Annotated in this window: 22 protein-coding genes; 16 read left to right on the forward strand and 6 right to left on the reverse strand. The window is 47.1% G+C overall.

All coding sequences use genetic code 11. The features are described from left to right. Positions 1 to 234: 234 nt before the first annotated feature. The 5 genes from HZB61_07235 (at position 235) to HZB61_07255 (ending at position 3,521) form a co-directional block, all read left to right on the forward strand. The gene (locus HZB61_07235) at positions 235 to 477 is read left to right on the forward strand and encodes a DUF4160 domain-containing protein (GenBank protein ID MBI5056390.1); all 243 of its coding nucleotides are present in this window, start codon (positions 235 to 237) and stop codon (positions 475 to 477) included. Continuing rightward, a complete protein-coding gene (locus HZB61_07240; GenBank protein MBI5056391.1) occupies positions 434 to 745 on the forward strand; it encodes a DUF2442 domain-containing protein in 312 nt (103 codons plus the stop codon). The genes HZB61_07235 and HZB61_07240 overlap by 44 nt, the downstream gene beginning before the upstream one ends. 24 nt (positions 746 to 769) lie before the next feature. Then, entirely contained in the window at positions 770 to 1,129 is a 360-nt protein-coding gene (locus HZB61_07245) for a DUF1523 family protein (protein ID MBI5056392.1), read from the forward strand. Between the two features lie 266 nt (positions 1,130 to 1,395). Then, complete coding sequence (locus HZB61_07250) at positions 1,396 to 1,584, forward strand: hypothetical protein (protein ID MBI5056393.1); 189 nt, start codon at positions 1,396 to 1,398, stop codon at positions 1,582 to 1,584. Between the two features lie 716 nt (positions 1,585 to 2,300). Next, a complete protein-coding gene (locus HZB61_07255) occupies positions 2,301 to 3,521 on the forward strand; it encodes a glucose-1-phosphate adenylyltransferase (GenBank protein ID MBI5056394.1) in 1,221 nt (406 codons plus the stop codon). Here HZB61_07255 and HZB61_07260 read toward each other — a convergent pair. The 3 genes from HZB61_07260 to HZB61_07270 form a co-directional block, all read right to left on the reverse strand. Beyond that, positions 3,518 to 4,579, reverse strand: a complete 1,062-nt coding sequence (locus HZB61_07260) for a type IV pilus twitching motility protein PilT (GenBank protein MBI5056395.1) — start codon at positions 4,577 to 4,579, stop codon at positions 3,518 to 3,520. The genes HZB61_07255 and HZB61_07260 overlap by 4 nt on opposite strands. A gap of 1 nt (position 4,580) precedes the next feature. Continuing rightward, positions 4,581 to 5,648: a hypothetical protein gene (locus HZB61_07265; GenBank protein ID MBI5056396.1), complete on the reverse strand. Its 1,068-nt coding sequence runs from the start codon at positions 5,646 to 5,648 to the stop codon at positions 4,581 to 4,583. Positions 5,649 to 5,739: 91 nt separating this feature from the next. Beyond that, on the reverse strand, positions 5,740 to 6,942 hold the full coding sequence (locus HZB61_07270; protein MBI5056397.1) for a hypothetical protein: 1,203 nt from the start codon (positions 6,940 to 6,942) through the stop codon (positions 5,740 to 5,742). Between the two features lie 225 nt (positions 6,943 to 7,167). Here HZB61_07270 and rsxC point away from each other — a divergent pair, with 225 nt between their 5' ends. From rsxC to hisD, 11 genes are all read left to right on the forward strand, one after another. Beyond that, entirely contained in the window at positions 7,168 to 8,478 is a 1,311-nt protein-coding gene (rsxC, locus tag HZB61_07275; protein ID MBI5056398.1) for an electron transport complex subunit RsxC, read from the forward strand. 143 nt (positions 8,479 to 8,621) lie between these two features. Beyond that, positions 8,622 to 9,638 carry an RnfABCDGE type electron transport complex subunit D gene (locus HZB61_07280; protein MBI5056399.1) on the forward strand — a complete coding sequence of 339 codons (1,017 nt, stop codon included), beginning with the start codon at positions 8,622 to 8,624 and terminating at the stop codon, positions 9,636 to 9,638. Then, positions 9,635 to 10,249: an FMN-binding protein gene (locus HZB61_07285; GenBank protein ID MBI5056400.1), complete on the forward strand. Its 615-nt coding sequence runs from the start codon at positions 9,635 to 9,637 to the stop codon at positions 10,247 to 10,249. The genes HZB61_07280 and HZB61_07285 overlap by 4 nt, the downstream gene beginning before the upstream one ends. Further along, complete coding sequence (rsxE, locus tag HZB61_07290; GenBank protein MBI5056401.1) at positions 10,236 to 10,886, forward strand: electron transport complex subunit RsxE; 651 nt, start codon at positions 10,236 to 10,238, stop codon at positions 10,884 to 10,886. The genes HZB61_07285 and rsxE overlap by 14 nt, the downstream gene beginning before the upstream one ends. Positions 10,887 to 11,002: 116 nt before the next feature. Continuing rightward, positions 11,003 to 11,590: an RnfABCDGE type electron transport complex subunit A gene (locus HZB61_07295; protein MBI5056402.1), complete on the forward strand. Its 588-nt coding sequence runs from the start codon at positions 11,003 to 11,005 to the stop codon at positions 11,588 to 11,590. 114 nt (positions 11,591 to 11,704) lie between these two features. Continuing rightward, positions 11,705 to 12,895, forward strand: coding sequence for an RnfABCDGE type electron transport complex subunit B (locus HZB61_07300; GenBank protein ID MBI5056403.1), 1,191 nt, complete (start codon positions 11,705 to 11,707; stop codon positions 12,893 to 12,895). A gap of 188 nt (positions 12,896 to 13,083) precedes the next feature. Further along, positions 13,084 to 13,590, forward strand: coding sequence for a hypothetical protein (locus tag HZB61_07305; protein ID MBI5056404.1), 507 nt, complete (start codon positions 13,084 to 13,086; stop codon positions 13,588 to 13,590). 94 nt (positions 13,591 to 13,684) lie between these two features. Next, a complete protein-coding gene (locus tag HZB61_07310) occupies positions 13,685 to 14,215 on the forward strand; it encodes a hypothetical protein (GenBank protein ID MBI5056405.1) in 531 nt (176 codons plus the stop codon). A gap of 30 nt (positions 14,216 to 14,245) precedes the next feature. Next, complete coding sequence (locus HZB61_07315) at positions 14,246 to 17,857, forward strand: response regulator (GenBank protein ID MBI5056406.1); 3,612 nt, start codon at positions 14,246 to 14,248, stop codon at positions 17,855 to 17,857. A gap of 226 nt (positions 17,858 to 18,083) precedes the next feature. After that, positions 18,084 to 19,334 carry a UDP-N-acetylglucosamine 1-carboxyvinyltransferase gene (murA, locus tag HZB61_07320; GenBank protein ID MBI5056407.1) on the forward strand — a complete coding sequence of 417 codons (1,251 nt, stop codon included), beginning with the start codon at positions 18,084 to 18,086 and terminating at the stop codon, positions 19,332 to 19,334. Then, positions 19,331 to 20,611, forward strand: coding sequence for a histidinol dehydrogenase (hisD, locus tag HZB61_07325; GenBank protein ID MBI5056408.1), 1,281 nt, complete (start codon positions 19,331 to 19,333; stop codon positions 20,609 to 20,611). Before murA ends, hisD begins: the two co-directional genes overlap by 4 nt. Here hisD and HZB61_07330 read toward each other — a convergent pair. The 3 genes from HZB61_07330 to HZB61_07340 all read right to left on the reverse strand — a co-directional run bounded on the left by HZB61_07330 (position 20,608) and on the right by HZB61_07340 (position 22,497). Next, a complete protein-coding gene (locus HZB61_07330; GenBank protein MBI5056409.1) occupies positions 20,608 to 21,171 on the reverse strand; it encodes a hypothetical protein in 564 nt (187 codons plus the stop codon). The genes hisD and HZB61_07330 overlap by 4 nt on opposite strands. Continuing rightward, positions 21,141 to 21,509: a hypothetical protein gene (locus HZB61_07335; protein MBI5056410.1), complete on the reverse strand. Its 369-nt coding sequence runs from the start codon at positions 21,507 to 21,509 to the stop codon at positions 21,141 to 21,143. The genes HZB61_07330 and HZB61_07335 overlap by 31 nt, the downstream gene beginning before the upstream one ends. Before the next feature lie 298 nt (positions 21,510 to 21,807). Then, positions 21,808 to 22,497 (reverse strand): CAAX prenyl protease-related protein, encoded by a 690-nt coding sequence (locus HZB61_07340; protein MBI5056411.1) that lies wholly within the window; start codon positions 22,495 to 22,497, stop codon positions 21,808 to 21,810. Positions 22,498 to 22,532 lie beyond the last annotated feature (35 nt).

The raw sequence follows: 22,532 nt of genomic DNA on the forward strand, positions 1-22,532 counted from the left end.
ACCTCCGGAAATTACAGTTCCGAAAAGATTGCCAATATGCTGACTTATATTCAAGTCGACACCATGAAAATCATGGGAAAAGTTTTTTGTATTCATATTGTTATGAATGATTCTCATAATATTAACCGGACACTACTGATAAAAAATATCAGAGCATCGTACAACAAGAACATCCAGCCGACAGGGATTTACACGGTTGACTTATTAAAACAGTTAGATGGTAAAATACTTGTCATGAGCCCCTCAATTTTCAGAGTGAAAGGCTATAGATTTTATTTCCTTTCAAATGAAGAGGAAAGAATCCATGTTCATATAACATGCGAGGAAGGCGAAGCGAAATTTTGGTTAGAGCCAATAATATCATTGGCCATATCTCACGGGTTGAATCCAAGAAGATTGAACGAGATTCAAAAGATCGTAGAGGAGCACAAGAATGAAATCATTAAAGCATGGCAAAGACATTTCGGTAAGCGTTGAAAATATAACTCCTTTTGGCATCTGGCTTTTTGTTAAAGAAAAGGAATATTTTCTTAGTTATAAGGATTATCCATATTTTATAGACCAGACATTGAACTCAATACAGAATGTTCAATTGCTCCATGGCATTCATTTGTACTGGCCGGATCTGGATGTTGATCTTGAAATTGATAATCTTGAAACTCCGGAGAAATATCCTTTGAAATCAAAATTAATAAAGAAGAATCTTGCAAGCAATTCAACGGGACGACGAATTGCCGCCCGTTAATTTGGTTACAGCACCCTGAGATAAATGAACGACACGCTTAAAATAATAAAAAGATCATTTCTCATTTCAACAGGAATCGTTCTTGTCATTGCAGCCATCGGTTGTTACAGCTATTTTGTCGCCGACAAAGTGGAGACCGTTATCAATGACACTGAAGTGAAAAGGTATGACGGGAATGACATATATCTTGTGTTTACTGACTACGGGGTTTTGCAGAATACGGACGCTCGTTATCGGGTCAAGTTCAACTCTTCAGACATTCAGAATACGTGCATAAGGCTCAAAGGCAAAAAGGCGGAAATAAAAAAGTACGGCTGGAGGATCAGGCCGTTGTCATGGTACGAAAATATTGTGGCAGTTGAAGAGATCACGCCGCATCAATAACGTTCCCGGCAACCTCTGTGTTCCCGATTTCTCATATCAAATTCCGCATCTCTCCTACTGTCTCAGCACAAAAAGTGATAAGGGTCAAACCCCTGCTTCTTGTAGAAGATGCTTTGCAATAATTGAAAAACTCAGGGTCTCCTTACTAATTCCACGCCAACTCTTGACTGGACGGGAAAGAAAGCGATGTAGAATTACAAGCAAGGCTTCTCGCCCTTAATCTTTAAGACTTATGATAAAATGACCATAAACAAGGAGGCTGATACATGGAAAGAGTTCTGGTAAAAACGGATGAATATAACGGGCGATATGTTGCCATGAAAAGTTTTGATGACCCAACTATCGTAGGGGTCGGCGATGACCCGGAAACTGCGCTGAAAGATGCGGTATCCAAGGGTTACAGTGACCCGGTTTTTTTGTATATACCAGAGAAAGAGATTGTACATATCTACTGATGCCCGTTCGTGATTATCCATTTTCTACTATAAGACCCGCGATGTGTCAAGACCATATTTGCGCGGTTTCTTCTTTCCATGTCCCTCCATAATTGTAGATTGAAATACGCACGAAGATAACGTTCACTCCGAAGTTACACAGTATCTCTTTGTTAGCCAAAGCAACATTCCTTCGATCAAATGGAAATCATTCTTTGAACCTGTAAGCATCAATTTCAAAGCCCTCATAAATTATTGTCTTGCAGGTTACAGCAACGTTTGTTAGTATGATGAGCATAAAGATATTTGGAAAGACTAAAGTTCTTGTTTGTAATGGACGTACTTATAACTCAATTGCATTGTAAGCAATAAATAAAAACCTGCAATGCGGAAAGGAGAAAAAATGGCAAAGAAAACAAGATGTGTCGAAAAAACAAAAGAGGGGAAAAGATGTAAAAATACCGCAACCGGCATCTCAAAATGCTGTGCTGCTCACAAGAAAAAATAGTTATAGAGAGTTACATGTTGAGTCAAACTGAAAGGGGCTTGTTTCGGCAAGTCCCTTTTAATATATGAATCCTAATATTTTGTTACGGGCGTGACCTATTGATGATGAACCCAGGGAATCTGCTGTGGCGCGATTACATGAGCCACGCCCTGTCTTGCAATTTTTCAGATTATTCGTATACTTTAATTGTCTGAATTATTTCTTAATATTTTTCTGAACGAAAGTTTATATGGCATATCCGAAGACTCTTGCGATGATAATGGCAGGCGGCAGGGGAGAAAGGCTTTTCCCCCTGACGTTTGAGCGTTCCAAACCGGCTGTTCCGTTCGGGGGCCGATACCGCATTGTTGATTTCGTGCTCAGCAATCTTATCAACTCACAGATCTTTTCGATCTATCTCCTTGTGCAGTACAAGTCCCAGTCCCTCATTGAATATACGAGGGAAAACTGGGGGCTTTCCGCTGTGATGAGCGACCATTTCGTGACCGTTGTCCCGCCTCAGATGAGGTATGGCCCCGACTGGTTTCAGGGCACTGCGAACGCGGTCTTTCAAAACCTCAATCTCATCCGGCAGCACAAACCGGAACTTGTGATCGTCTTTGGGGCCGACCACATTTACCGTATGGACATCAGGCAGATGATTGATTTTCATCTTAAACGCAAAGCGCATGTGACAGTCGCCGCGAGGCCCGTTCCAATAAGCGAGGCCAGCGCGTTCGGCATTATTGACGCGGAAGCAGACGGCAGGATAAAAAGCTTTGTAGAGAAACCGAAGAGCCCGGCGCCGATGCCCGATGATCCAACGAGGGCCTACTGCTCAATGGGCAATTACATTTTCAGTACTGATGTCCTGATCAAGGCGCTGATACAGGCCGAGAGGAATAAAGAATATGACTTCGGCAAACATGTTATACCGAATCTTTTAAACGCGGGCGAAAGTCTTTATGCATACGATTTTGCGACCAATGTCATTCCCGGGTCAAAGCCCCATGAGGAGCTTGGATACTGGAGGGATGTTGGCAACATCAAATCCTTCTGGGACGCGCATCAGGACATGCTTGGAGAAAAGCCGGTGTTTGAGATCAACAACGAGCTGTGGCCTATCCGTCCGTCAAGAAATGAACTGCCTGCCACAAAAATATTAGGCGGAGAGATCACCAACAGCATAATCGCGGAGGGGACGCTCATCAATAAATCGAAGATAGTGAATTCCGTTATCCGCCGCGGGGTCGTTATCGAGGCCGGAGTTGAGATCAGGGACTCAATCATCATGGATTACGTGACTCTGAAAAAAGGATGCACTTTAAATAAAGTGATCGTTGACGCGCACAATGTGATAGAAGAAGGTATACATATCGGGTATGACAGCAAGAAACCATACTGGCGCGCGCACTTAGACCCCTCAGGAATTACGGTCATCGCAACCGAGAAACACACGGGCAGGGTTTAACCCTTCTTCAAAAACCTCTCGAATGCGTTTTTATCATTGGCCTTCAGATGCGCCTCTTCCGGCGCGATCTTCTTCTGCATCAGAAAGTCCATTATCGCCTGGTCCAGGAGCTGCATCCCTTCGCCTTTTGATGTCTGCATGATGGATGGTATTTGAAATGTCTTTCCTTCCCTGATCAAATTTGCGATCGCGGTTTTGCAGTACAGAATTTCGAGCGCAGCCAGCCGTCCGGGTTTGTCAGACCTCTTTAACAACTGCTGGCAGATGACGCCTTTCAATGACTCGGAGAGCATCGTCCTGATCTGGGCCTGCTGTCCTGCGGGGAAGGCGTCGATTATGCGGTCAATGGTCTTTGCGGCGGAGCTTGTGTGAAGCGTGCCGAAGACGAGATGCCCGGTCTCAGCAGCGGTTATCGCAAGCTCAATTGTTTCCAGGTCGCGCATTTCACCAACGAGGATTACATCAGGGTCTTCTCTCAGCGCGGCCCTCAATGCGGAGGCGAATGACGCGGTATGGCTTCCGATCTCCCGGTGATTGACCAGGCAGCCTTTGTTCTGATGCACAAACTCAACAGGGTCTTCGATTGTCAGGATATGGTCTTTCCTGTTTGTGTTGATGTAATCAATGATCGCCGCAAGTGTGGTTGACTTCCCGCTTCCTGTCGGGCCTGTTACAAGCACAAGCCCCCTGCTTAAATTAGTAAATTTCAAAACCTGGTCCGGCAATCCCAGGTCCTGCACAGTGAGGATCTTTGTGGGAATGATCCTGAAGACCGCGGCCATGCCCCGCTTCTGCTCAAAATAATTCGCGCGGAACCTCGCGACCCCGGGTATCTCGTATGCGAAGTCCAGGTCCCTTTTTGCGTTAAATGTCTTCTGCTGCTCCTCGGTTGCTATCTCAAACAGGAGGGTTTTCACTGAATCGTTTGTCAGCTCAGGCTGGTCCAGCTCCACAAGCTCCCCGTGCTTTCTTATCTTTGGTTTTGCCCCGGTGCTAAGGTGTAGATCGCTTGCGCTGTTTTCCATCATGTAATTAAATAATGCGTCAATCTTTGCCATGTTAACCTCTGCTTAACCTTTCCCGAAGATCACCGGAGGAATACATCCCTTCAAGTTCCTGAAACTCATACCCCAGTTCTTTGCACGCCGCGCAGCCTTTCCCGCTGCAGGACGGGCATTTTTCAGGGACGAGTATCTTCACATAACACTTTTTGAAATCTTCCGGCGCCGCATCAATGACATAAACAGATTTATCAAAAACAAAAGGAGTTCTTTTTGTCGAAAAGTAATTGTACCCGTGGACCGGGTTGTCAGAATGGAAAACTTTATGAAGGCCATGAACATGAGCGTCTGCGAATGAAATATCGCCGGGAAGTATGAGCCCGTACTCCCCGGTGATCGCGGGCAGGGACGGCGTATCAAATTTGTTTTTCAGAGGGTAGGCCGCCAGAAAAGTCCTTTCGCCGTTTGAGGCATGGTCATAAAGGAATGGTGTTCTCATCTCATCAAATGCGGCGCATATATCTTCCTTGCTGAAAGTCCCTTTGATCGTCATTATGTTTTTTAAGATCCCGGAGCCGAAGATACTTATCTTGCAGGCGTGTTCCCCAAGCAGGAAATCTATCCGGTAGAAAGAGGTCCTTTTAATTCTTTCAGTGATGTTTTTAAGGGCGGAGAGCAGGTCAGGGAGGACCAGCTCTTTGAAGGTGTTTTTTAACAGCTCCTCAATCTTGCTGCCGCTGCCTGTTGATACATTGACTTTTTTGCTGAAAGAGTCCCCGATTAGGCCGATAGCGGTTTTATTGAGAGGGTCTTCCGCCACGATTGATATCTGCTCATCTGTTTCATGAAGCGGGAGGATCCTGTTGCCGATCAAAAACTCTTTCTCGAATTTGCTAAGCAGTTCCAGGTTCGGGACAATGTCCTCGACGATCACAAAGGGGATATCAAGCTGCTTGCTCAGCACCCAGTCTATATCATCCATGCTGACCTTGCCGAGTCTGACCAGGGCCTCGCCCAGTCTAAGCCCGGATTCTTTCTGAAGCTTGAGCCCCTCCAGAAGGTCATCATTGTTGATCAATCCGTATTCCAGCAGCAATGTTCCGATATCTGTCCACTTGTTGGACATAATGCTCTCTCCGTAATTATTTGACAGGAAGAAGCTGAAAAATCTGTTTGAATATATATCGGAAGATTCCGGGAAAATCTGAATGGGGAATTTACTTCTCTATTTCAACCTTCTGAGTTACTTTCTGCATTGTGAATGTCTCGTCACGGGTATATAAATAGTTAACAGTTACTTCAATAATCGCAGAAGTTGTATCGGCTCTAAGAGGGACAACGAAAGTGTTTGTATCAGGCGCGTTGGGCTTCAGCCCTAATTCAACATGCTCCGTAGCGGTCACGTCCCACTCAGCCATCGCGACCTGCTTGCCCCCTTTAAAATACAGGTCGCCGACCGTGAATTCCTTCCGGTTGGAAAATATTTCCCTGCCGTCCTGGTCTCTCACGGTCACATCCATATGCATCCGGGGCGTTACAGCGCAGCCGTGCGGGATCACATGTCCCGCGTTGTTTGTTAATTCAGTTTTTACGACCACCACCGGTATTTTTTTATTTTCATAGATATCTATGTAGTGGGTCGGTCTTGCGTTAACGGAAAGGCTGACCGATGATTTAAGGAAGTCAGGATTGTTAGGGCCCAGGAATTTGTGACTTAATTTTTCCCCCTGCATATGGCAGTCCTGACAGGATTCTTTGTGCCCTTTATGTACAAAATCTTCCATGTAAGAAGTGTAAAGAGTGGGACATTCCTTCCACGGCACATCAGGCGGGCAGTGGTGACATCCCGCGCAGAACTCGGATGCCGGCAGCAGGTCTGACTTCGCGGTCTGAAAGCCGATCTCTTCATGCGGGTTGTCTTCAAGTCTCCTCGGTCCGTAGATCATCTTTTCTTTGGGTTGAGATTTAGGCCCCGTTGCCGATAAATTGTGGCATCCAAGACAATTGAGGTTTAGCTTGGCAAGCTCCTTTCTCGCCGCTTCCCTTTTTGTTTCGTCCTTATCTTCCACGGCAGTAAGCACCAGATCGCCGATACGCAGAACAAGCTCTGGAGTCGCGTCTTTTATTTGAGGCACGTGGCAATTCAGGCATATTGTCAGATCTCCCCTGCCCAGAGTTTTTTCCTGGTCCAGCGCCAGCCTGATAAAAGTCCTCATTCCTCTCAGCACCCGCGGGTCCGCAACGGAATTTCCCATGGTTGAGGTTTTCCATTCATTGTATTTGTCTTCGTGGCAGTCAGCGCATGACTTGATGTCGTACATTTCCACAAGCTCGTCAATTGTCTCCGCCTTTTTGGAGGATGCAGTCCCGGGAAGAAGTGCTATAACTAAAATGAGAATGCACAGATTGAATAATCGCATATCTTAATTATAAGGGCATCCCTGCTGTTGTGTAAAGAATTGTTCTCCGCTCTGCAATTCTGCCCTCCACCCGCTGACAAAATCGCTTGACATTAAACCGGGCAAATGTTAATAATAATCGCTTTGCTTAAAATTGAAGTAACAAGTTTGAGTTATAAGCTCATAAACTAAACTTAAACTCTTCTTCTAAATTCGGTTCTGAATAATATTGAAGGGGTCAGTAAAATGAGTAAAGTTGCGACATTCGAAAGAGGGATCCATCCCAAGTATAACAAGGAATTATCTTCGGGGAAATCCATCACCCCGGCAAAGCTGCCTCAGAGAGTAGTCATCCCGCTCAGCCAGCACATCGGCGCTCCAGCGAAATGTGAAGTAAAGATCGGAGACGAAGTTAAAAAAGGCCAGGTCATCGGTTCTCCCGCAGGTTTTGTGTCCTCGCCGGTCCATTCGTCTATTTCAGGAAAAGTAATAGCAATTGCCGATTTTCCCACCGCTGTTGGAAGGCTGGTCCCATCGGTTGTTATAGAAAGCGACGGGAAAGATGAAGCGGTCTCGTTTAAAGAAAATCCGAATTATATGAATCTAAGCGCTGATGAGATCAAGGCCGCTATAAAAGACGCGGGAATCGTCGGGATGGGCGGCGCCGCGTTCCCGACAAATGTAAAACTCTCCCCGCCAAAAGAAAAACCCATTGACACAGTCATACTTAACGGCGCGGAATGCGAGCCCTATCTTACCGCAGACCACAGGCTCATGGTAGAACGTCCCAAAGATGTTGTTGAAGGCCTGAAGATCATTATGAGGTCGCTCGGCGTTAATAAAGGCTATATCGGCATTGAGGAAAATAAACCTGACGCCATCGCGGCTATTAAATCCGCCGCTTCCGGCGAGTCCAGTATTGAAGTCCACACTCTTGAGATAAAGTACCCGCAGGGCGCTGAAAAGATGCTGATAAAGGCGATAAAGAACAGGGAGGTGCCAAGCAAGGGGCTTCCGATGGACGTTGGTGTTGTCGTCCAGAATATCGGCACCGCTATCGCGATCTATGAAGCAGTGAGGTTCGGCAAGCCCTTGATAGAAAGGGTTGTAACTGTTACCGGCAGGGGGATTAAAGAACCCCGCAATATGATGGTGAGGGTCGGGACCCTTTTGTCGGATGTAATTGATCAGTGCGGCGGCCTTGTTGAAGGCGCTGTGAAGGTGATCTCCGGAGGCCCAATGATGGGATTTGCGCAGTGGACCCTTGATGTGCCTGTTACAAAAGGCACTTCCGGCATACTGGTCCTCAGTGAAGAGGAATACGTATCGTCGGAGGAGTATTTCGCCTGCATAAGGTGCGGGCGTTGCGTTGACGTATGTCCCATGGGACTCAACCCGTCAATGCTTAGCATCCTGATCGAGAAAGGGCATTACGAAGAGGCAAAGGATTATAACCTCTACGACTGTTTTGAGTGCGGATCATGCGCTTATGTGTGCCCGGCAAAGAGGCCCATGGTGCAGTTTATGAGACTTGCAAAATCGCAGGTGAAACCGTAAGAAAAGTGCAATAGCGCAGAAGAGCAAAAGTGCATAAGTAATGAAGCGTCATTCCCGCGAAGGCGGGAATCCAGAGAATGAATAAGCAGGATTAACGAGAGATGCCGAAACAAGTTCGGCATGACACAAAGAGGAAAATAGAAATGGCAACTGATGTAAAGTCACATCCATTAGTAGTTTCAGTAAGCCCGCATGTTAGGGACGAGGAATCCATTGCAAAGATCATGTGGACGGTCAACTTCGCGCTACTTCCCGCTTTCATTATGTCTGTATATTATTTCGGCCCAAGGGCAGTCTATGTTACCGGCCTCTGCATTTTGACCGCGGTCTTATCAGAGCACCTTTTCCAGAAGGGCCTGAACAGGAAAATTACCTCAACCGATGGAAGCGCGTTTTTAACAGGACTTCTGCTTGGAATGAACCTTCCGCCAAGTGTGCCGTTTTATATTCCAATTGTAGGATCTTTAGTAGCGGTTGTTATCACAAAGATGCTATTCGGCGGACTTGGATACAATATCTTTAATCCTGCGCTTGTCGGCAGGGCGTTCTTATTAATAAGCTGGCCGAAACTGATGACGATATGGTCAACGCCTACCGCGCAGTTTCTGGCAATGGATGCCAAAACAACGGCAACCCCTCTCGGCATTTTAAAAGAAGAAGGCGCGGTCAAGCTCATGGAAGTCTTCGGAGACAAGATGAGCCTCTACTCACACCTGCTTCTGGGAAACAGGGCCGGTTCTATCGGTGAAACTTCCGCAATAGCACTGCTTATCGGCGCGGCCATCCTCATTTATAAAAAATATATCACGTGGCATATCCCCTTTTCATTTCTTGGAACAGTCGCGGTAGCAGCTTGGATATTCGGCGGCAAGGGCGGACTTTTTACAGGCGATCCGGTCATACATCTTTTAAGCGGCGGTCTTATGCTTGGCGCGTTTTTTATGGCAACGGATTATGTCACTTGTCCCACAATTAAAAAAGGTCAGATAATCTTCGGCATCGGCTGCGGCGCGATCACAATGCTTATAAGATTGAAGGGCGGTTTCCCTGAAGGCGTCATGTTCGCGATACTTTTAATGAACTGTTTTGCGCCGCTTATTGACAGAGGTGTAGCGCCAAAAATGTTCGGCGCTGTAAAGAAGAAGGAAGAGAAAAAATGACACAAAAAGAGATTGTAAAAATAGCGATCAACCTTGTTGTTATATATGTTATTGGCGGGCTGATCCTTGCCTTTGTGTATGCCAAGGCGTCCCCGATCATGTTCATAAAGGCGAAGGAAGAAAAGGAAGCGGCGCTCAAGACAATGATGCCGGATGCGGACAAGATAGAAGAGATAGGCAAGTGGTCGCCGCACGGCAAGCATGCCGGATATTATACTGCCAGGAAAGGCAATGAAGATCTCGGCTATATCATTGAATGTTTCGGGAAGGGTTATTCAAGTTACATAAATGTGCTTGTTTCGGTTGACAAGGACCTTACAGTTAAGAAGATAAATATCCTGCATCACGCTGAAACCCCCGGATTGGGAGACGAGATCGAAAAGGATTACTTCCTCAGCAGGTTTGAAGGCAAGACAATTGATACACTTGTCGTAGTAAAAGGAGATGCGGGGGATAAAGTCGAGGCGATCACCGGCGCCACGATATCAAGCCGTGCGGTAACGGAAGACGGCGTTCGAAACGGCGTCAAAATGCTGAAGGAAAAACTTTCAGGCGGCGGAGAAGAAAAGAAGGAAGAACAGGGAAAGGAGCATGAACATGGCTCACACTAATAAAAGCAACTGGGAATTAATAAAGAACGGGATGTTCAGCGAGAACACAATCTTCAGGATGGCCATCAGCCTGTGTCCTTCAATCGCGGTCACCAATAGTTTGAAGAACGGTTTTTTTATGGGCGCGGCGGTCATTGTTGTCCAGACAATGGTCAATTTTACAGTGTCATTAATAAGAAATTTCATTAACCCCAAGATCCGTATACCGATATTCATGATGGTCATTGCGGGGTATGTAAGTCTCATAGACATGTCAATGGCGGCATTCGCGCGCCCGGTTTACAAGCAGATAGGCCTTTATATACAGCTCATCGTTGCGTTTGCGTCGATCTTTGCAAGGGCCGAGGTCTTTGCGGTAAAGAACAAAATAATTCCGTCGGTAGCCGACGGCCTCGGCATGGGCATAGGTTTCTTTCTTGCGATGATAGTGATCAGCTTTTTCAGGGAGCTTCTCGGCAAAGGCGCTTTATGGGGCTTCCCGATTGTAAACGGCAATCCCCTTCTCATAATGGTGCTGCCCGCAGGCGGGTTTTTTGCGGTCGGCCTTTTGATGGGGTTTTTCAACTGGGTCGATATAAAATTAGCTGAACGCAAAGCGGCAGCGGCGGAGACGGCTGCTGCTCCGGAGATTGGTTAAGAATAAATGATGAAAAGATTTTCCACAGATTACACAGATGCCGCAGATTATGAAAAAAACAAGAAAATAATCTGTTTAATCTGCGAAATCTGCGGATTAAAAAAATTGGGGGAGAGATGGACTTTGGAAAACTTTTTCAGCTTGTAGTAGCCGCGTCATTGATCAACAACTTCGTCTTTACGAGATTCCTGGGGTTGTGTATCTTCTTCGGCGTTTCAAAAAAGATGGAGACCGCCGTTGGGATGAGCGTAACATTTACCGCGGTCATGGTCATAAGCTCCGCGCTGAGCTGGGTGGTTTTTAAATACCTGATGGTGCCGCTGGATATCACGTTCCTGAAGATAATTGTTTTCATCGGGATTATCGCTGCATTCGTGCAGTCCGCCGATACTATTATGAAGAAGGTCAGTCCCGCGCTCTATTACAAACTCGGCATCTACCTCGCGCTGATCACCACGAACTGCATAATCCTTGCAGTGCCACTGATAAATTCAGGCGAGGGATACAGCTTCCTTGAGAGCATGGCATTCGGCGTAGGTTCGGGATTAGGCTTTGCCCTTGCGCTTGTGATAATGGCGAGCATCCGCGAGAAGCTGGAGCTTGCAGACATACCGGCGCCTTTCAGGGGACTGCCGATATCGTTCATAGTCGCCGGGCTGATCGCCCTGGCATTTACGGGGTTCTCAGGATTGATAACGCTGTAAGAAGCGCAAAAGAGCAGAAGTGCAATAGTACAGAAGTGGTTGTTTGAAAATTACTGAGATGAAATTGTTATAATTAGGTTGTAACCATTCTAAGATTTTTTATGAGGACACGATATGTTTAAAATTTCCAGAAAAATAAAAACTGCAATATTTACTTCCGCACTTTTGCTCTTAAGCGCGTCTGCGCTCTACGCCGGAGTCGGCGGCGGTGTTGATGCGCGTGAGTCGGTAAACCTTGCCGAGGTCCTAAAATTCACAGCGATATTCCTTGCCGGGATCAGCGCCATATTCGGCGTGGGACTTGCCTTTGCCGCCAAGAAGTTCGCTGTCCAGGAAGACCCCCGCATTGACCAGGTATCGGAAGTGCTTGCGCATGCCCATTGCGGCGCGTGCGGTTTCGCGGGCTGCAGGCAGTATGCCGAGGCAGTGGTCCTGAAGCCTGAGGTCGCACCGAATCTCTGTACGCCCGGCGGTAAGGCTTCCGCTGAAGCCGTTGCTAAAATTACAGGAAAGGTAATGACCCAGCTTGAGCCCAAGATCGCGCGTGTATTCTGCCAGGGAGGGTGCTCCAAGTCAGTGCGCAGGTTTAAATATGAAGGCGTTGCTGATTGCAGGGCCGCGATACTTGCAAGCGGCGGTGACAAATCATGTATCTACGGATGCCTTGGCTATGGGACCTGTTCAAGGGCCTGTCCTTTTGGCGCTATTACAATGAGTGATGACAACCTGCCTGTAATAAATCCGGCGAAATGCACGGCCTGCGGAAAATGCGCTCAGGCATGTCCGGTAAAGGTCATCGAGATACTGCCGATGGCAAAGGAAGTCCTTGTGCGCTGTCATTCAAAGGACAAGGGCCCTGCCACTAAGAAGAACTGCCAGGTTGGCTGTATTGCCTGCGGAATCTGTGTAAAGGTTTGTCCTTATAACGCCCCGTCAGTGACGAACAACCTCTCAAAGATTGATCTTGACAAATGCAAAGTCTGCGGTCTCTGTGTTTCAAAATGTCCGACTAACGCAATTATGGACTACATACCCAAGAGGCCGAAGGCATTCATTACAGAAAAATGCATCGGCTGTCATATGTGCGCAAAGGTATGCCCTGTGAATGCCCCCTCAGGCGAGATGAAGAAACGGCATGTCATCGCCCAGGACAAGTGCATCGGCTGCGGCATCTGCACATCCAAGTGTCCGGTTGTCGCAATCAACGGCACATTCAATTACGCCGGGATACTGCAGGCCTTTGAGGCCAAAAAAGCAGCGAGGGAAAGGGCAAAGGCGGAACAGCAGCCAACCGTAAGCGCTTAAAATTATAATGTCATGCTGGACCCTGCGCTAAAATTGATTCAGCGTCTATAAATCCAAAAGAGGCGGGGTATTCAGCCTGGCCTCTTTTGCTTTCAAGTCCTATCTTCAGTTGTGATCCTGACGATTGTATTTTTTGAAACTGCCTGTATAATAAAATATGTCGCAAAATTGAAGTGGAGGTGATTTCTATGATCAAGAGAACAATAAAACTTATGTTTGCCTCGTTGCTGTTCATGTTTTTATGTCTCATTCACCCTTTAAGTGCTGACGCGGAAGTAAACGTTAACATAAATATCGGGCCGCCGCCGGTCTTTGAGATCCCGGCGCCGCCTGAAGTTCTTGTGATACCCGGAACATATGCCTATTTTGTCCCTGATATTGACGTGGATATCATCTTTTATCACGGTTACTGGTACCGCCCGCACAGGGACCACTGGTACAGGGCCAGCAGCTATAACGGACCCTGGGGATATATCGTCCGTGAAAGAGTGCCGGTTGTCATTTTGAATCTGCCCCCGGATTACCGGCATATACCGCCCCGGCACTCCCGCATTCCTTACGGACACCTCAAAGAGAACTGGAGAGGCTGGGAGAAGGAAAAGCACTGGGATGATGAACACCGGCATCGAGATAATGACGACGATCATGAAGGAAGGGGAAAAGGGAAAGGGAAAGAAAAGCACCACCACGATTAACGATGGCATCTTACATCGTTTTAAAAAAAGCAGGTCAGGTATTTTGCCTGACCTGTTTTTTTAGAAAGTGACGACATGGTACAATAGTAACTGCATGTCAAAGAAAATTGTCCGGCAGAAATATTTTGTATCAAAAGAGCTCCGTATTTCCATCGCACTTATTATCCTATGGTCGCTGCTTGTGGCCGTTTTCTTCACATATTTCGCAAAAGAACTCAGCGAAAAAATAGGCCACGGCATCTTACTGTTCGCCATTGTAATGATCGGGTATGTCGCGATAGTGGTTGTGCTGACCCTGCTTTTTTCTCATCGCCTGATTGGACCTTTTCAAAGATTGAAAACAGAGATAAGGCTTATCGTGGCCGGTGAATACCGGAGGAGGCTGGGGGTTCGGAATAATGACGACCTGTACATAAGATCGTTTATCGAGGAAGTCAACAAGATACTCGATGAGCTTGAAAAGGCGCAGGGCTACAAAGAGGATGTTGTGAGGCACGTTGATTCCGAATTGCTGAAACTGATCTCCCTTATTGAAGAGGGGGAAACATCAAAGGAAAAGCTCAGAGACACGGTTTTGTCCCTTCATAAAAAGCTCAGGCCCGCCGGACCGGGACCTATGGGATAGTCGGCATCTCTGTTATAATCAGTAAATATAATGGGTAAAGAAAAGACAAGTAGAATCATACCGGTACTGTTGCTCAGCGCGGCAGGTTTTGCCGGCAACTGGTTCAACCTTCCATTATTTTTCAATCTCGATTTCGTGTTCGGTTCCATCTTCGTGATGATTGCAGTGGGCCTGTACGGAACACTGCCCGGTATTCTTACGGCAGCCGTTGCCGCAAGCTGCACATACTTCCTGTGGAACAATCCCTGGTCCATAATCATCTTCACTTGTGAAGCATTGTTTGTCGGATATACCCTCGAACACAAATCGAAAAACATGGTATTGCTCGACACCTTCTTCTGGCTTTTGATCGGGATGCCGATGGGCTGGGTATTTTTCAGCAGCATAATGGGAGTTACTCACCAGGGCGCTTTGCTGTTAATGTTAAAGCAGGCGATTAACGGGATATTCAACACCCTGCTTGCGACCTTTTTGCTTGCTTTCATTAATTACTATAAATTCAGGGGGAAGCCAAACCATACCCCAACCATATCTTTCCGTCATGCCATAGGGAACATATTAACCGCGGCGATACTTTTCCCGGCCCTGTTTTTTATGATCTCCAATATAAGGGACGAAATGGACCATCAAGAGAGTCAGATGAAGAGGAGGGTGCTGAATGTTTCAAATGCGTCCCGTGAGATGCTGAAAAACTGGCTGGATGAACACCGGGAGGTCCTTCAGGTGGTGTCCTATTTTGAAAAAGAACCGGACGTGACCTCACAGGAAAAGATACAGAACGATATTGAATTCATAAGAAAGACAACAACAGATTTCCTTCATGTCGGGGTACTGAACAGCAGGGGAGTCGCTGTCGCACGTTCACCGAGAACAGACGGCAAAGGCAAATCCGGCATCGGGACGGATTTTTCCGAAACGCAGGCGTATAAGGAATTGAGACGCACGCTTCAGCCTGTTGTTTCAGACGTAACCATAGGACGCAACCATTCAACACCGTATATCTTCATGGCGGTCCCGACGATTGATTCCGGTGAATTAAAAGGGGCCTGCGTCGGAGACCTTGACCTTGCTGAGTTCACAGTAAAATTAAAGAGTATCATTCGCCAGCGGCCTGTTGAGATCACCGTATTTGACAGTAAGAAAAACATTATAGTCAGCACCGGCGGCGAGTGGAAAATTATGGACACTTTCCAGCGTCCGGGAAACGCCGAGATCAGGACCTTTGATAACGGCATATACCAGTGGGTGCCTAAGCCGGAACAAAATGTCAGCACGCTGACGCGCTGGGGAAAGGCGCTCTTTGCAAAGGAAACGACGCCCGGTGATAAAGCGCCATGGACCATCGTTGTTGAGGTCCCCATGTCTCCTTACATTGGAAAGGTGCAAACTACAGCGATTAACAACCTCACTGCCATGATGTTCCTCGTGCTGATGGCGGTTTTCTTCTCTCATTATTTAAGCAGGGGGCTGGTTGCCTCTTTAGGAAGACTTCAGAATATCACAAGCGACATCCCGGTGAAATTAACCCGGCAGGACAACATAATGTGGCCGGAAAGCTCTATCACCGAAATATCCGGCCTGATAAATAATTTTAAACTGACAACGGAAGTGCTCAGGCAGAATTTTTCAGAGTTGAGGACAATCAATGAAACTCTTGAGCAGCGTGTACAAGAGCGGACAGGAGAGCTCTCCAGAGAAATAGCGGAGCGCAAGCAGGCCGGAAATGAGCTGGTCAAAAGCGAAGCGAGACTGAAGGAGGCCCAAAAGATTGCGCATATCGGCAACTGGGAGTGGGACATTATCAATAATGCCCTTTGGTGGTCGGATGAGGCCTTTCGCATTTTCAATCTCCTGCCGGGTCAGGAAATTTCTGTTGAAATCTTCAGTAATAAGCTTTTCCATGAAGACAGAAAACGAGTGCTTGAGAGCATAAACAACGCTGTTTCTAAAGGGGCTCCCCTGCAGCTTGATTACCGGATAGAGATGCCGGCTGGTGAACCCCGGTACATTCATGAAGAATCAAGAACGATCTGCGATGAACACAACAGGGCTGTCAGAAGAGTTGGAACTGTTCAGGACGTTACAGACCTCAAAATAGTGGAGGATGCGCTGAGGGAGAGCGAGGAGCGTTACCGCCTGCTGGTAGATAATATCCCGCTCGGCATCACGTTGGTAGATTCGGACTACAGGGTCATCATGGCAAACCCCCTGTATGAAAAATGGTTTCGCAAGGCCCGCTCTGAATTCGAGGGAAAGCACTGTCATAAGGAATTTGAAAAACGGGACCTTCCCTGCCCCCATTGCCCGGGCACGGTTTCCATGGCTACAGGAAAACCCGCGGAGGCGTATACCGAGGGGGTCCGCGATGACGGCAGCAGGTTCTCAGTGCATATCCGGACTGCTCCGTTTTTTGGCGCCGATGCGGTCCCAAAAGGCTTTATTGAGGTAGTGGAGGACATCACAGGACTTAAACATGCTGAGGAAGAGCAGAGGAGACTGGAAGAACAGCTTCGCCACTCGCAGAAGATGGAGGCGGTCGGCCTGCTTGCGGGCGGAGTTGCGCACGACTTCAATAATATCCTTACGGCAATAATCGGTTACGCCCACGTAACCATGATCAAGATGACAGATGGCGATCCCTTAAAAAATAATATAGAGCTTATACTCCAATCTTCGCAAAGGGCGGCGAGCCTGATACAAAGCCTTCTTGCATTCAGCAGGAAGCAGATAATAAATCCCGGTCCTGCTGACCTGAATGAAATTGTGGGCCACCTGGACAAGCTCCTCAGGCGTGTGATCGGTGAAGACATAGAATTAAAAACAGCGCTGCACAGGACGCCCCTGACAATAATGGCCGACAGGGGACAGATAGAGCAGGTTGTAATGAACCTCGCCACCAACGCAAGGGATGCGATGCCGGCAGGAGGTTCGCTCACAATTAAAACTGAAGCAGTCCAATTAGATGAGAAGTTTATAAGGGAATATGGTTTTGGGAAGCCGGGTGAATATGCTCTTCTTTCGATAGCGGACACCGGTACCGGAATAGACGAAAAGACCAGGGGAAGGATATTTGAGCCTTTCTTTACCACAAAAGAGGTGGGCCGCGGCACGGGGCTTGGCCTTTCAATGGTGTACGGGGCGGTGCAGCAGAATAAAGGTCATATCAATATAGACAGCGAATCAGGAAAAGGCACGACAGTCAGGATATACCTGCCTTTGATGGCAACCGCTGTCAAAGAAGACCGGCAGACAGAGGACGCAGTTATTAAGAGGGGGACCGAGACGATACTGATTGCAGAAGATGATCAATCAATAAGGAAGCTTATGAACTCAATACTCAAAGAGTTTGGTTATACCCCCCTTCTGGCAGAGGACGGCATTGAGGCCATTGAAATATACAATAAAAACAAAGAAGACATCCACCTGCTTATCCTTGATGTTATAATGCCGAGGAAGGACGGAAAGGCGGTGTATGAAGAGATAAGAAAGTCCAAACCCGGAATCAAGGCGCTTTTCATAAGCGGATATACTGCTGACATTCTCGACAGAAAGGTCCTTCTGGAAGACGGCATAAACTTGATGACGAAACCCATTATGCCTGAAGAATTATTAAAAAAGGTAAGGGACATTCTTGATGAATAGCCGGCAGGTCTGTTCTTCAGACAGGCCCTTTCAAATTCAAAGCTTGAAAAAGTAATCCCTCATAGCTCAAAATACTGCTGCACTTTTTTGTTTTGTGTCACACTGAATTTATTTCAGGGTCTCATAACAGTTTGCTTGCTTAGATGCTGAAACAAGTTCAGCACAAGGTACGGCATGACATTTCATGCGTTTTTAAGTCTTTTTAATTTAAGGACTCTGTACACAAATGGACAAGATAGAAATTACAGGCGGAATTAAATTGCGCGGCGAGGTTGCGATCAGCGGCGCAAAGAACGCGGTGCTTCCTCTTATGACCGCCTCGGTACTCAGCTCCGGCGAGAGCGTTATCGGGAACGTTCCGCACCTTCGGGACGTCAGGACCATGGGCAGCCTTCTCGCGCATCTCGGGTTTGGATTCCACCTTGAAAACAATGAGATCATTCTGAATACAAAAAAAATAACATCTGTTGACGCGCCGTATGATTTCGTTAAGACAATGCGCGCATCCGTGCTTGTGTTAGGCCCGTTACTCGCAAGGACCGGAAAGGCAAAGGTGTCCTTGCCCGGCGGCTGCGCGATCGGGGCGAGGCCCATTAATCTGCACATCATGGGACTGGAAAAGATGGGGGCAAAAATTACTTTGTCGGAGGGATACATTGAGGCAAAGGCAAAACGCCTTAAAGGGGCCGCGATTTATTTTGATACACAGACTGTGACGGGGACTGAAAACCTGATGATGGCCGCGGCCCTTGCTGACGGGACCACTGTTCTTGAGAACGCGGCCTGCGAGCCTGAAGTCGTGGACCTCGCAAACGCCTTGATCTCGATAGGGGCGAAGATCGAAGGCGCAGGCACGAGCATTATCAAAATCACAGGCGTCAACAAACTGAAGCCGCTTGATTACATGGTCATCCCTGACAGGATAGAGACAGCGACATTTATCGCCGCCGCCGCTATCACGCGGGGAGATGTAAAGATAAAAAAGTGCAAGCCGGGGCATCTTGAGGCTGTCATCAATAAAATGAAGGAAGCCGGCGTAAAGGTTTCACACAAGAACGACAGGCTGACCGTGAAAGGGCCTGAGAGACTAACATCGGTGGACATAAAGACCGTGCCATATCCGGGATTCCCGACCGACATGCAGGCGCAGTTCATGGCTATGATGGCGGTAGCTGACGGCACGAGCCTTATCACCGAGAATATATTCGAGAACAGGTTCATGCACGTGGCGGAGTTGAGAAGGATGGGAGCGGATGTAACGGTGGAAGGCTCGACCGCAACGGTCAAAGGAGTAGACTCACTTAAAGGCGCTCCTGTCATGGCAACCGACTTGCGCGCCAGCGCGTCTCTCGTTGTCGCTGGACTCGCGGCAGAGGGAACAACGGTCATTGACAGGGTCTATCACCTCGACAGGGGCTATGAAAAAATAGAGGAGAAATTGAAAATGTTAGGCGCGAACATCAGGAGAGTGAAATGAGGGCCATAAAAGGAAACCAGGTTGACGTATTTATCGAGCAACTGAAAAAAAGGGCCTCTGTCTCAATAATTGAAGACGAGATCCAGAAGACGGTCAGGAAGATCATCTCTGATGTGAAAAGACAGGGCGACAGGGCGGTCAGAAAATACACTGAGAAATTTGACCGCGTAAAATTAAAAGGGCTCGCAATCAGTCAGAAGGAGATCGAGTCCTCCGCTAAAGAGGTTGACGATAAATTCTCAAAGGCGCTGAGGCACGCAGCCGGAAGGATAAAAATATTCCATGAGCAGCAGAGAGAAAAGTCATGGCAGTTCTCAGAAAACGGAATCACAACCGGACAGATTATAAGGCCGATTGAAAGGGTTGGAATATACGTCCCCGGCGGCAAGGCAGCGTATCCATCAACTGTCTTAATGAATGTTATCCCCGCGCAGGTGGCAGGCGTTAACGAGATAGCGATGTGCGTCCCGACCCCGGGAGGCACACTCAATCCCTATGTTGCCTCCGCTGTAAAACTTTTAGGCGTGAAGGAAGTCTACAGGATAGGCGGGGCCCAGGCAGTGGCCGCGCTTGCGTACGGGACAGCAACGATCAAAAAAGTTGATAAGATCGTCGGCCCCGGAAATATTTTTGTGGCGGTCGCAAAGAGGATGGTCTTTGGAGATGTTGGGATTGATATGGTTGCGGGGCCGAGCGAGATTTTAATTATTGCCGACAAAACCGCGAATGCATCTTTCATAGCATCAGACCTTCTCAGCCAGGCCGAGCATGATGAAATGGCGTCATCGGTGCTGATCACCGATTCGGAAAGTTTCGCTGATAAAGTGCAGGAAGAGCTTTCATCGCAATTAAGACAACTTAAGAGAAAAGTCATAGCAAAAAAATCTCTCGCGAAATACGGGGCAATAATCATCACAAAGAATCTTGATTCAGCAATCGCGATTGCAAACCGTATCGCGCCGGAACATCTTGAAGTGATGACAAAGAATCCCTCAGCACTATTGCCTAAAATAAAAAACGCGGGCGCGATCTTTCTTGGCAAATGGACGCCTGAGCCCCTCGGCGATTACGCTGCAGGGCCGAATCACACACTCCCCACCAGCGGCACAGCCCGCTTTTCCTCACCGCTCGGCGTATATGATTTCACAAAACGCACAAGCCTGATCAATGCGACAAAAGAAGGGTTCGATAAACTCGCCGGTACAGTTGAGACCCTCGCGGATGTTGAAGGCCTTGAGGCGCATGGGAATACGATTAGATGCAGGCGCGGGTTTTAAACTTGCTGCCACTTCGATTTTGTGTAAGCCTGTTTAATGAAATAAGCAACCATTTTCTTGAAACGCAATATTTCCGTTGAAGGCGGAGAGGTCTTTATTGCATCTTTCGCCGCTTTCAGTATGTCGGATTTTTTTATCCCGTATTTCTCAATCAGAAAAACCGCGTCATCTATGTCCTTGTCCCTGAAGACCCTCAGTTTTGAAATTACCAAATCCAGGGGGGAAAGAAGAAATACACTTATATGTTTTGTCTTGACGTTGTTATATGGAACTGCGCGCTCTCTGTAACCTCCGGGGATGTCTATCATACTCCATCTCGATATGTCGGCAGCAAGCTCTGCGGGGAACTTCAGGCCTTTTTTGAGTTTCTTTATCACTTCAAATCCGGCGGCAACTTCTGCGTCAAGATCGAGGGTCGCCCTTTCAGCCATGCCGTAGGCGATTGCGGCAAGACCTCCGCAGATAATTACTTTTAAACCGTTGATGTCCGCTTTACCGGCAGCGGTATCAAGCGCACGGATAACGGATTTCAGGCTGCCAATTCGAGCACTTCTTTCCATCTTGATTCATCTGCCTTTTCAAGTTTGACAAGCTTATTAAACAGGATTTCGTCTTCATGATGCAGGAAAAGATTCTTTAAATGAAGTTCTTTCTTTAAAAAAAGCTTTGAGAGATTTTTGTAAGTATTGCATATCAATAACGCCTTGTTGTATTCGTTCCTGAATACCGGCTTTTTATCCTGAGAAAGTTTTTCATAGACCTGCTTCCATTCCCTTCCGGGGTTAATGGCGATATATATCCAGAATAATCCGCTTGCGAGAAACTTTCCTGTAAAAGCGAAAACATCTCTGTCGTCAGCTCCATGGAAATAAATGTCATTTATTCTCTTTTTCTTCATACTTTTGAATATGACTCCCGTATAACAACTATACAATAATAAAACTCCAAATAAAAGGATTTCAAATAGCCGGGGAGTTACACCTTTGAGAAGGTCCTGTTTAGAAGCCGGAGGGATTTTTTGATGAGGCAGCAGTTGCGCCTGAGCCGGTAAGCTCGTTTCTTTTCATTGCAGGGGGGATAACACTAATTTTCGGAAGATATGTTAAACCATCGCAGATGCCGAAGGGCTTAAGCACATAGAGAGAAAGGGTAGAGGCGGGTTTAAAACCCGCCCCTACAAATGCCTTCCAACATTCTCACCAGAACATCCACTTGTCCGTATAAAGAACGTAAATCCCCAGGATGAAATTCGTGACGCCGTGAGCGATAATGCACAGGGATATGCTTTTCTTGTAGTACAAAAGCAGATTGTAGAGAATTCCTGCAACGATGCCAGCCAGCCACAAATTGTGCTCTGACCCGAAGAGCAGGACAGTGATGAAAAAAGATTGAAGGCTGAATGTGCCTACTGGCATGGAGAGAAAATTTTTATCATCGATCCATCTTATTACAAACGATCTCCAGAAAATCTCTTCCATTACAGGGACCACAACCGAGGCCCCAAGGATGCGGAAGAAGATCGCGGGATAGAGAATACCTTTGCCAAGCATTGTATAAGGATTATTGGTACGCGGCGAACCGATTACCGCGAAGTCCCAAGTCATATTTATCCATAAGATAAAAACCGTAATTCCAAAGATGACGGCAAGGGAGATATCTTTCAAAGAGATGTTCCAGCTTATTTCGGAATACCTGTTCCTGAAGTACAGTAATATCAACCCAACAGTGATACTCTTTGCGATATATATAAGGTACACATGACTGGTGAATGCGGATTCCAGCATGACAAATGCCATGAAGACGGCGAACGGGAACACCCTCGGAAACCATTCCTGTGTAGACAGATCATTCCATTTTGATTTTAATGAATTGGTGGTTCGGGGCATTAAGAAAAATAACAGAAATGGATATGAATTACAAA

Source organism: Nitrospirota bacterium (assembly GCA_016214845.1).
Lineage (GTDB): Bacteria > Nitrospirota > Thermodesulfovibrionia > UBA6902 > UBA6902 > SURF-23.

Bases quoted from the DNA above. Each gene is read 5' to 3' on its own strand.
- HZB61_07315 (MBI5056406.1), top strand. From the start codon at position 14,246: ATGGGTAAAGAAAAGACAAGTAGAATCATACCGGTACTGTTGCTCAGC.
- HZB61_07330 (MBI5056409.1), bottom strand. From the start codon at position 21,171: ATGGAAAGAAGTGCTCGAATTGGCAGCCTGAAATCCGTTATCCGTGCG.
- rsxE (MBI5056401.1), top strand. From the start codon at position 10,236: ATGGCTCACACTAATAAAAGCAACTGGGAATTAATAAAGAACGGGATG.
- HZB61_07260 (MBI5056395.1), bottom strand. From the start codon at position 4,579: ATGGCAAAGATTGACGCATTATTTAATTACATGATGGAAAACAGCGCA.
- rsxC (MBI5056398.1), top strand. From the start codon at position 7,168: ATGAGTAAAGTTGCGACATTCGAAAGAGGGATCCATCCCAAGTATAAC.
- HZB61_07300 (MBI5056403.1), top strand. From the start codon at position 11,705: ATGTTTAAAATTTCCAGAAAAATAAAAACTGCAATATTTACTTCCGCA.
- HZB61_07340 (MBI5056411.1), bottom strand. From the start codon at position 22,497: ATGCCCCGAACCACCAATTCATTAAAATCAAAATGGAATGATCTGTCT.
- HZB61_07280 (MBI5056399.1), top strand. From the start codon at position 8,622: ATGGCAACTGATGTAAAGTCACATCCATTAGTAGTTTCAGTAAGCCCG.
- HZB61_07240 (MBI5056391.1), top strand. From the start codon at position 434: ATGAAATCATTAAAGCATGGCAAAGACATTTCGGTAAGCGTTGAAAAT.
- HZB61_07250 (MBI5056393.1), top strand. From the start codon at position 1,396: ATGGAAAGAGTTCTGGTAAAAACGGATGAATATAACGGGCGATATGTT.
- HZB61_07310 (MBI5056405.1), top strand. From the start codon at position 13,685: ATGTCAAAGAAAATTGTCCGGCAGAAATATTTTGTATCAAAAGAGCTC.
- HZB61_07255 (MBI5056394.1), top strand. From the start codon at position 2,301: ATGGCATATCCGAAGACTCTTGCGATGATAATGGCAGGCGGCAGGGGA.
- murA (MBI5056407.1), top strand. From the start codon at position 18,084: ATGGACAAGATAGAAATTACAGGCGGAATTAAATTGCGCGGCGAGGTT.
- HZB61_07335 (MBI5056410.1), bottom strand. From the start codon at position 21,509: ATGAAGAAAAAGAGAATAAATGACATTTATTTCCATGGAGCTGACGAC.
- HZB61_07285 (MBI5056400.1), top strand. From the start codon at position 9,635: ATGACACAAAAAGAGATTGTAAAAATAGCGATCAACCTTGTTGTTATA.
- HZB61_07270 (MBI5056397.1), bottom strand. From the start codon at position 6,942: ATGCGATTATTCAATCTGTGCATTCTCATTTTAGTTATAGCACTTCTT.
- HZB61_07305 (MBI5056404.1), top strand. From the start codon at position 13,084: ATGATCAAGAGAACAATAAAACTTATGTTTGCCTCGTTGCTGTTCATG.
- HZB61_07295 (MBI5056402.1), top strand. From the start codon at position 11,003: ATGGACTTTGGAAAACTTTTTCAGCTTGTAGTAGCCGCGTCATTGATC.
- HZB61_07265 (MBI5056396.1), bottom strand. From the start codon at position 5,648: ATGTCCAACAAGTGGACAGATATCGGAACATTGCTGCTGGAATACGGA.
- hisD (MBI5056408.1), top strand. From the start codon at position 19,331: ATGAGGGCCATAAAAGGAAACCAGGTTGACGTATTTATCGAGCAACTG.
- HZB61_07245 (MBI5056392.1), top strand. From the start codon at position 770: ATGAACGACACGCTTAAAATAATAAAAAGATCATTTCTCATTTCAACA.
- HZB61_07235 (MBI5056390.1), top strand. From the start codon at position 235: ATGAGCCCCTCAATTTTCAGAGTGAAAGGCTATAGATTTTATTTCCTT.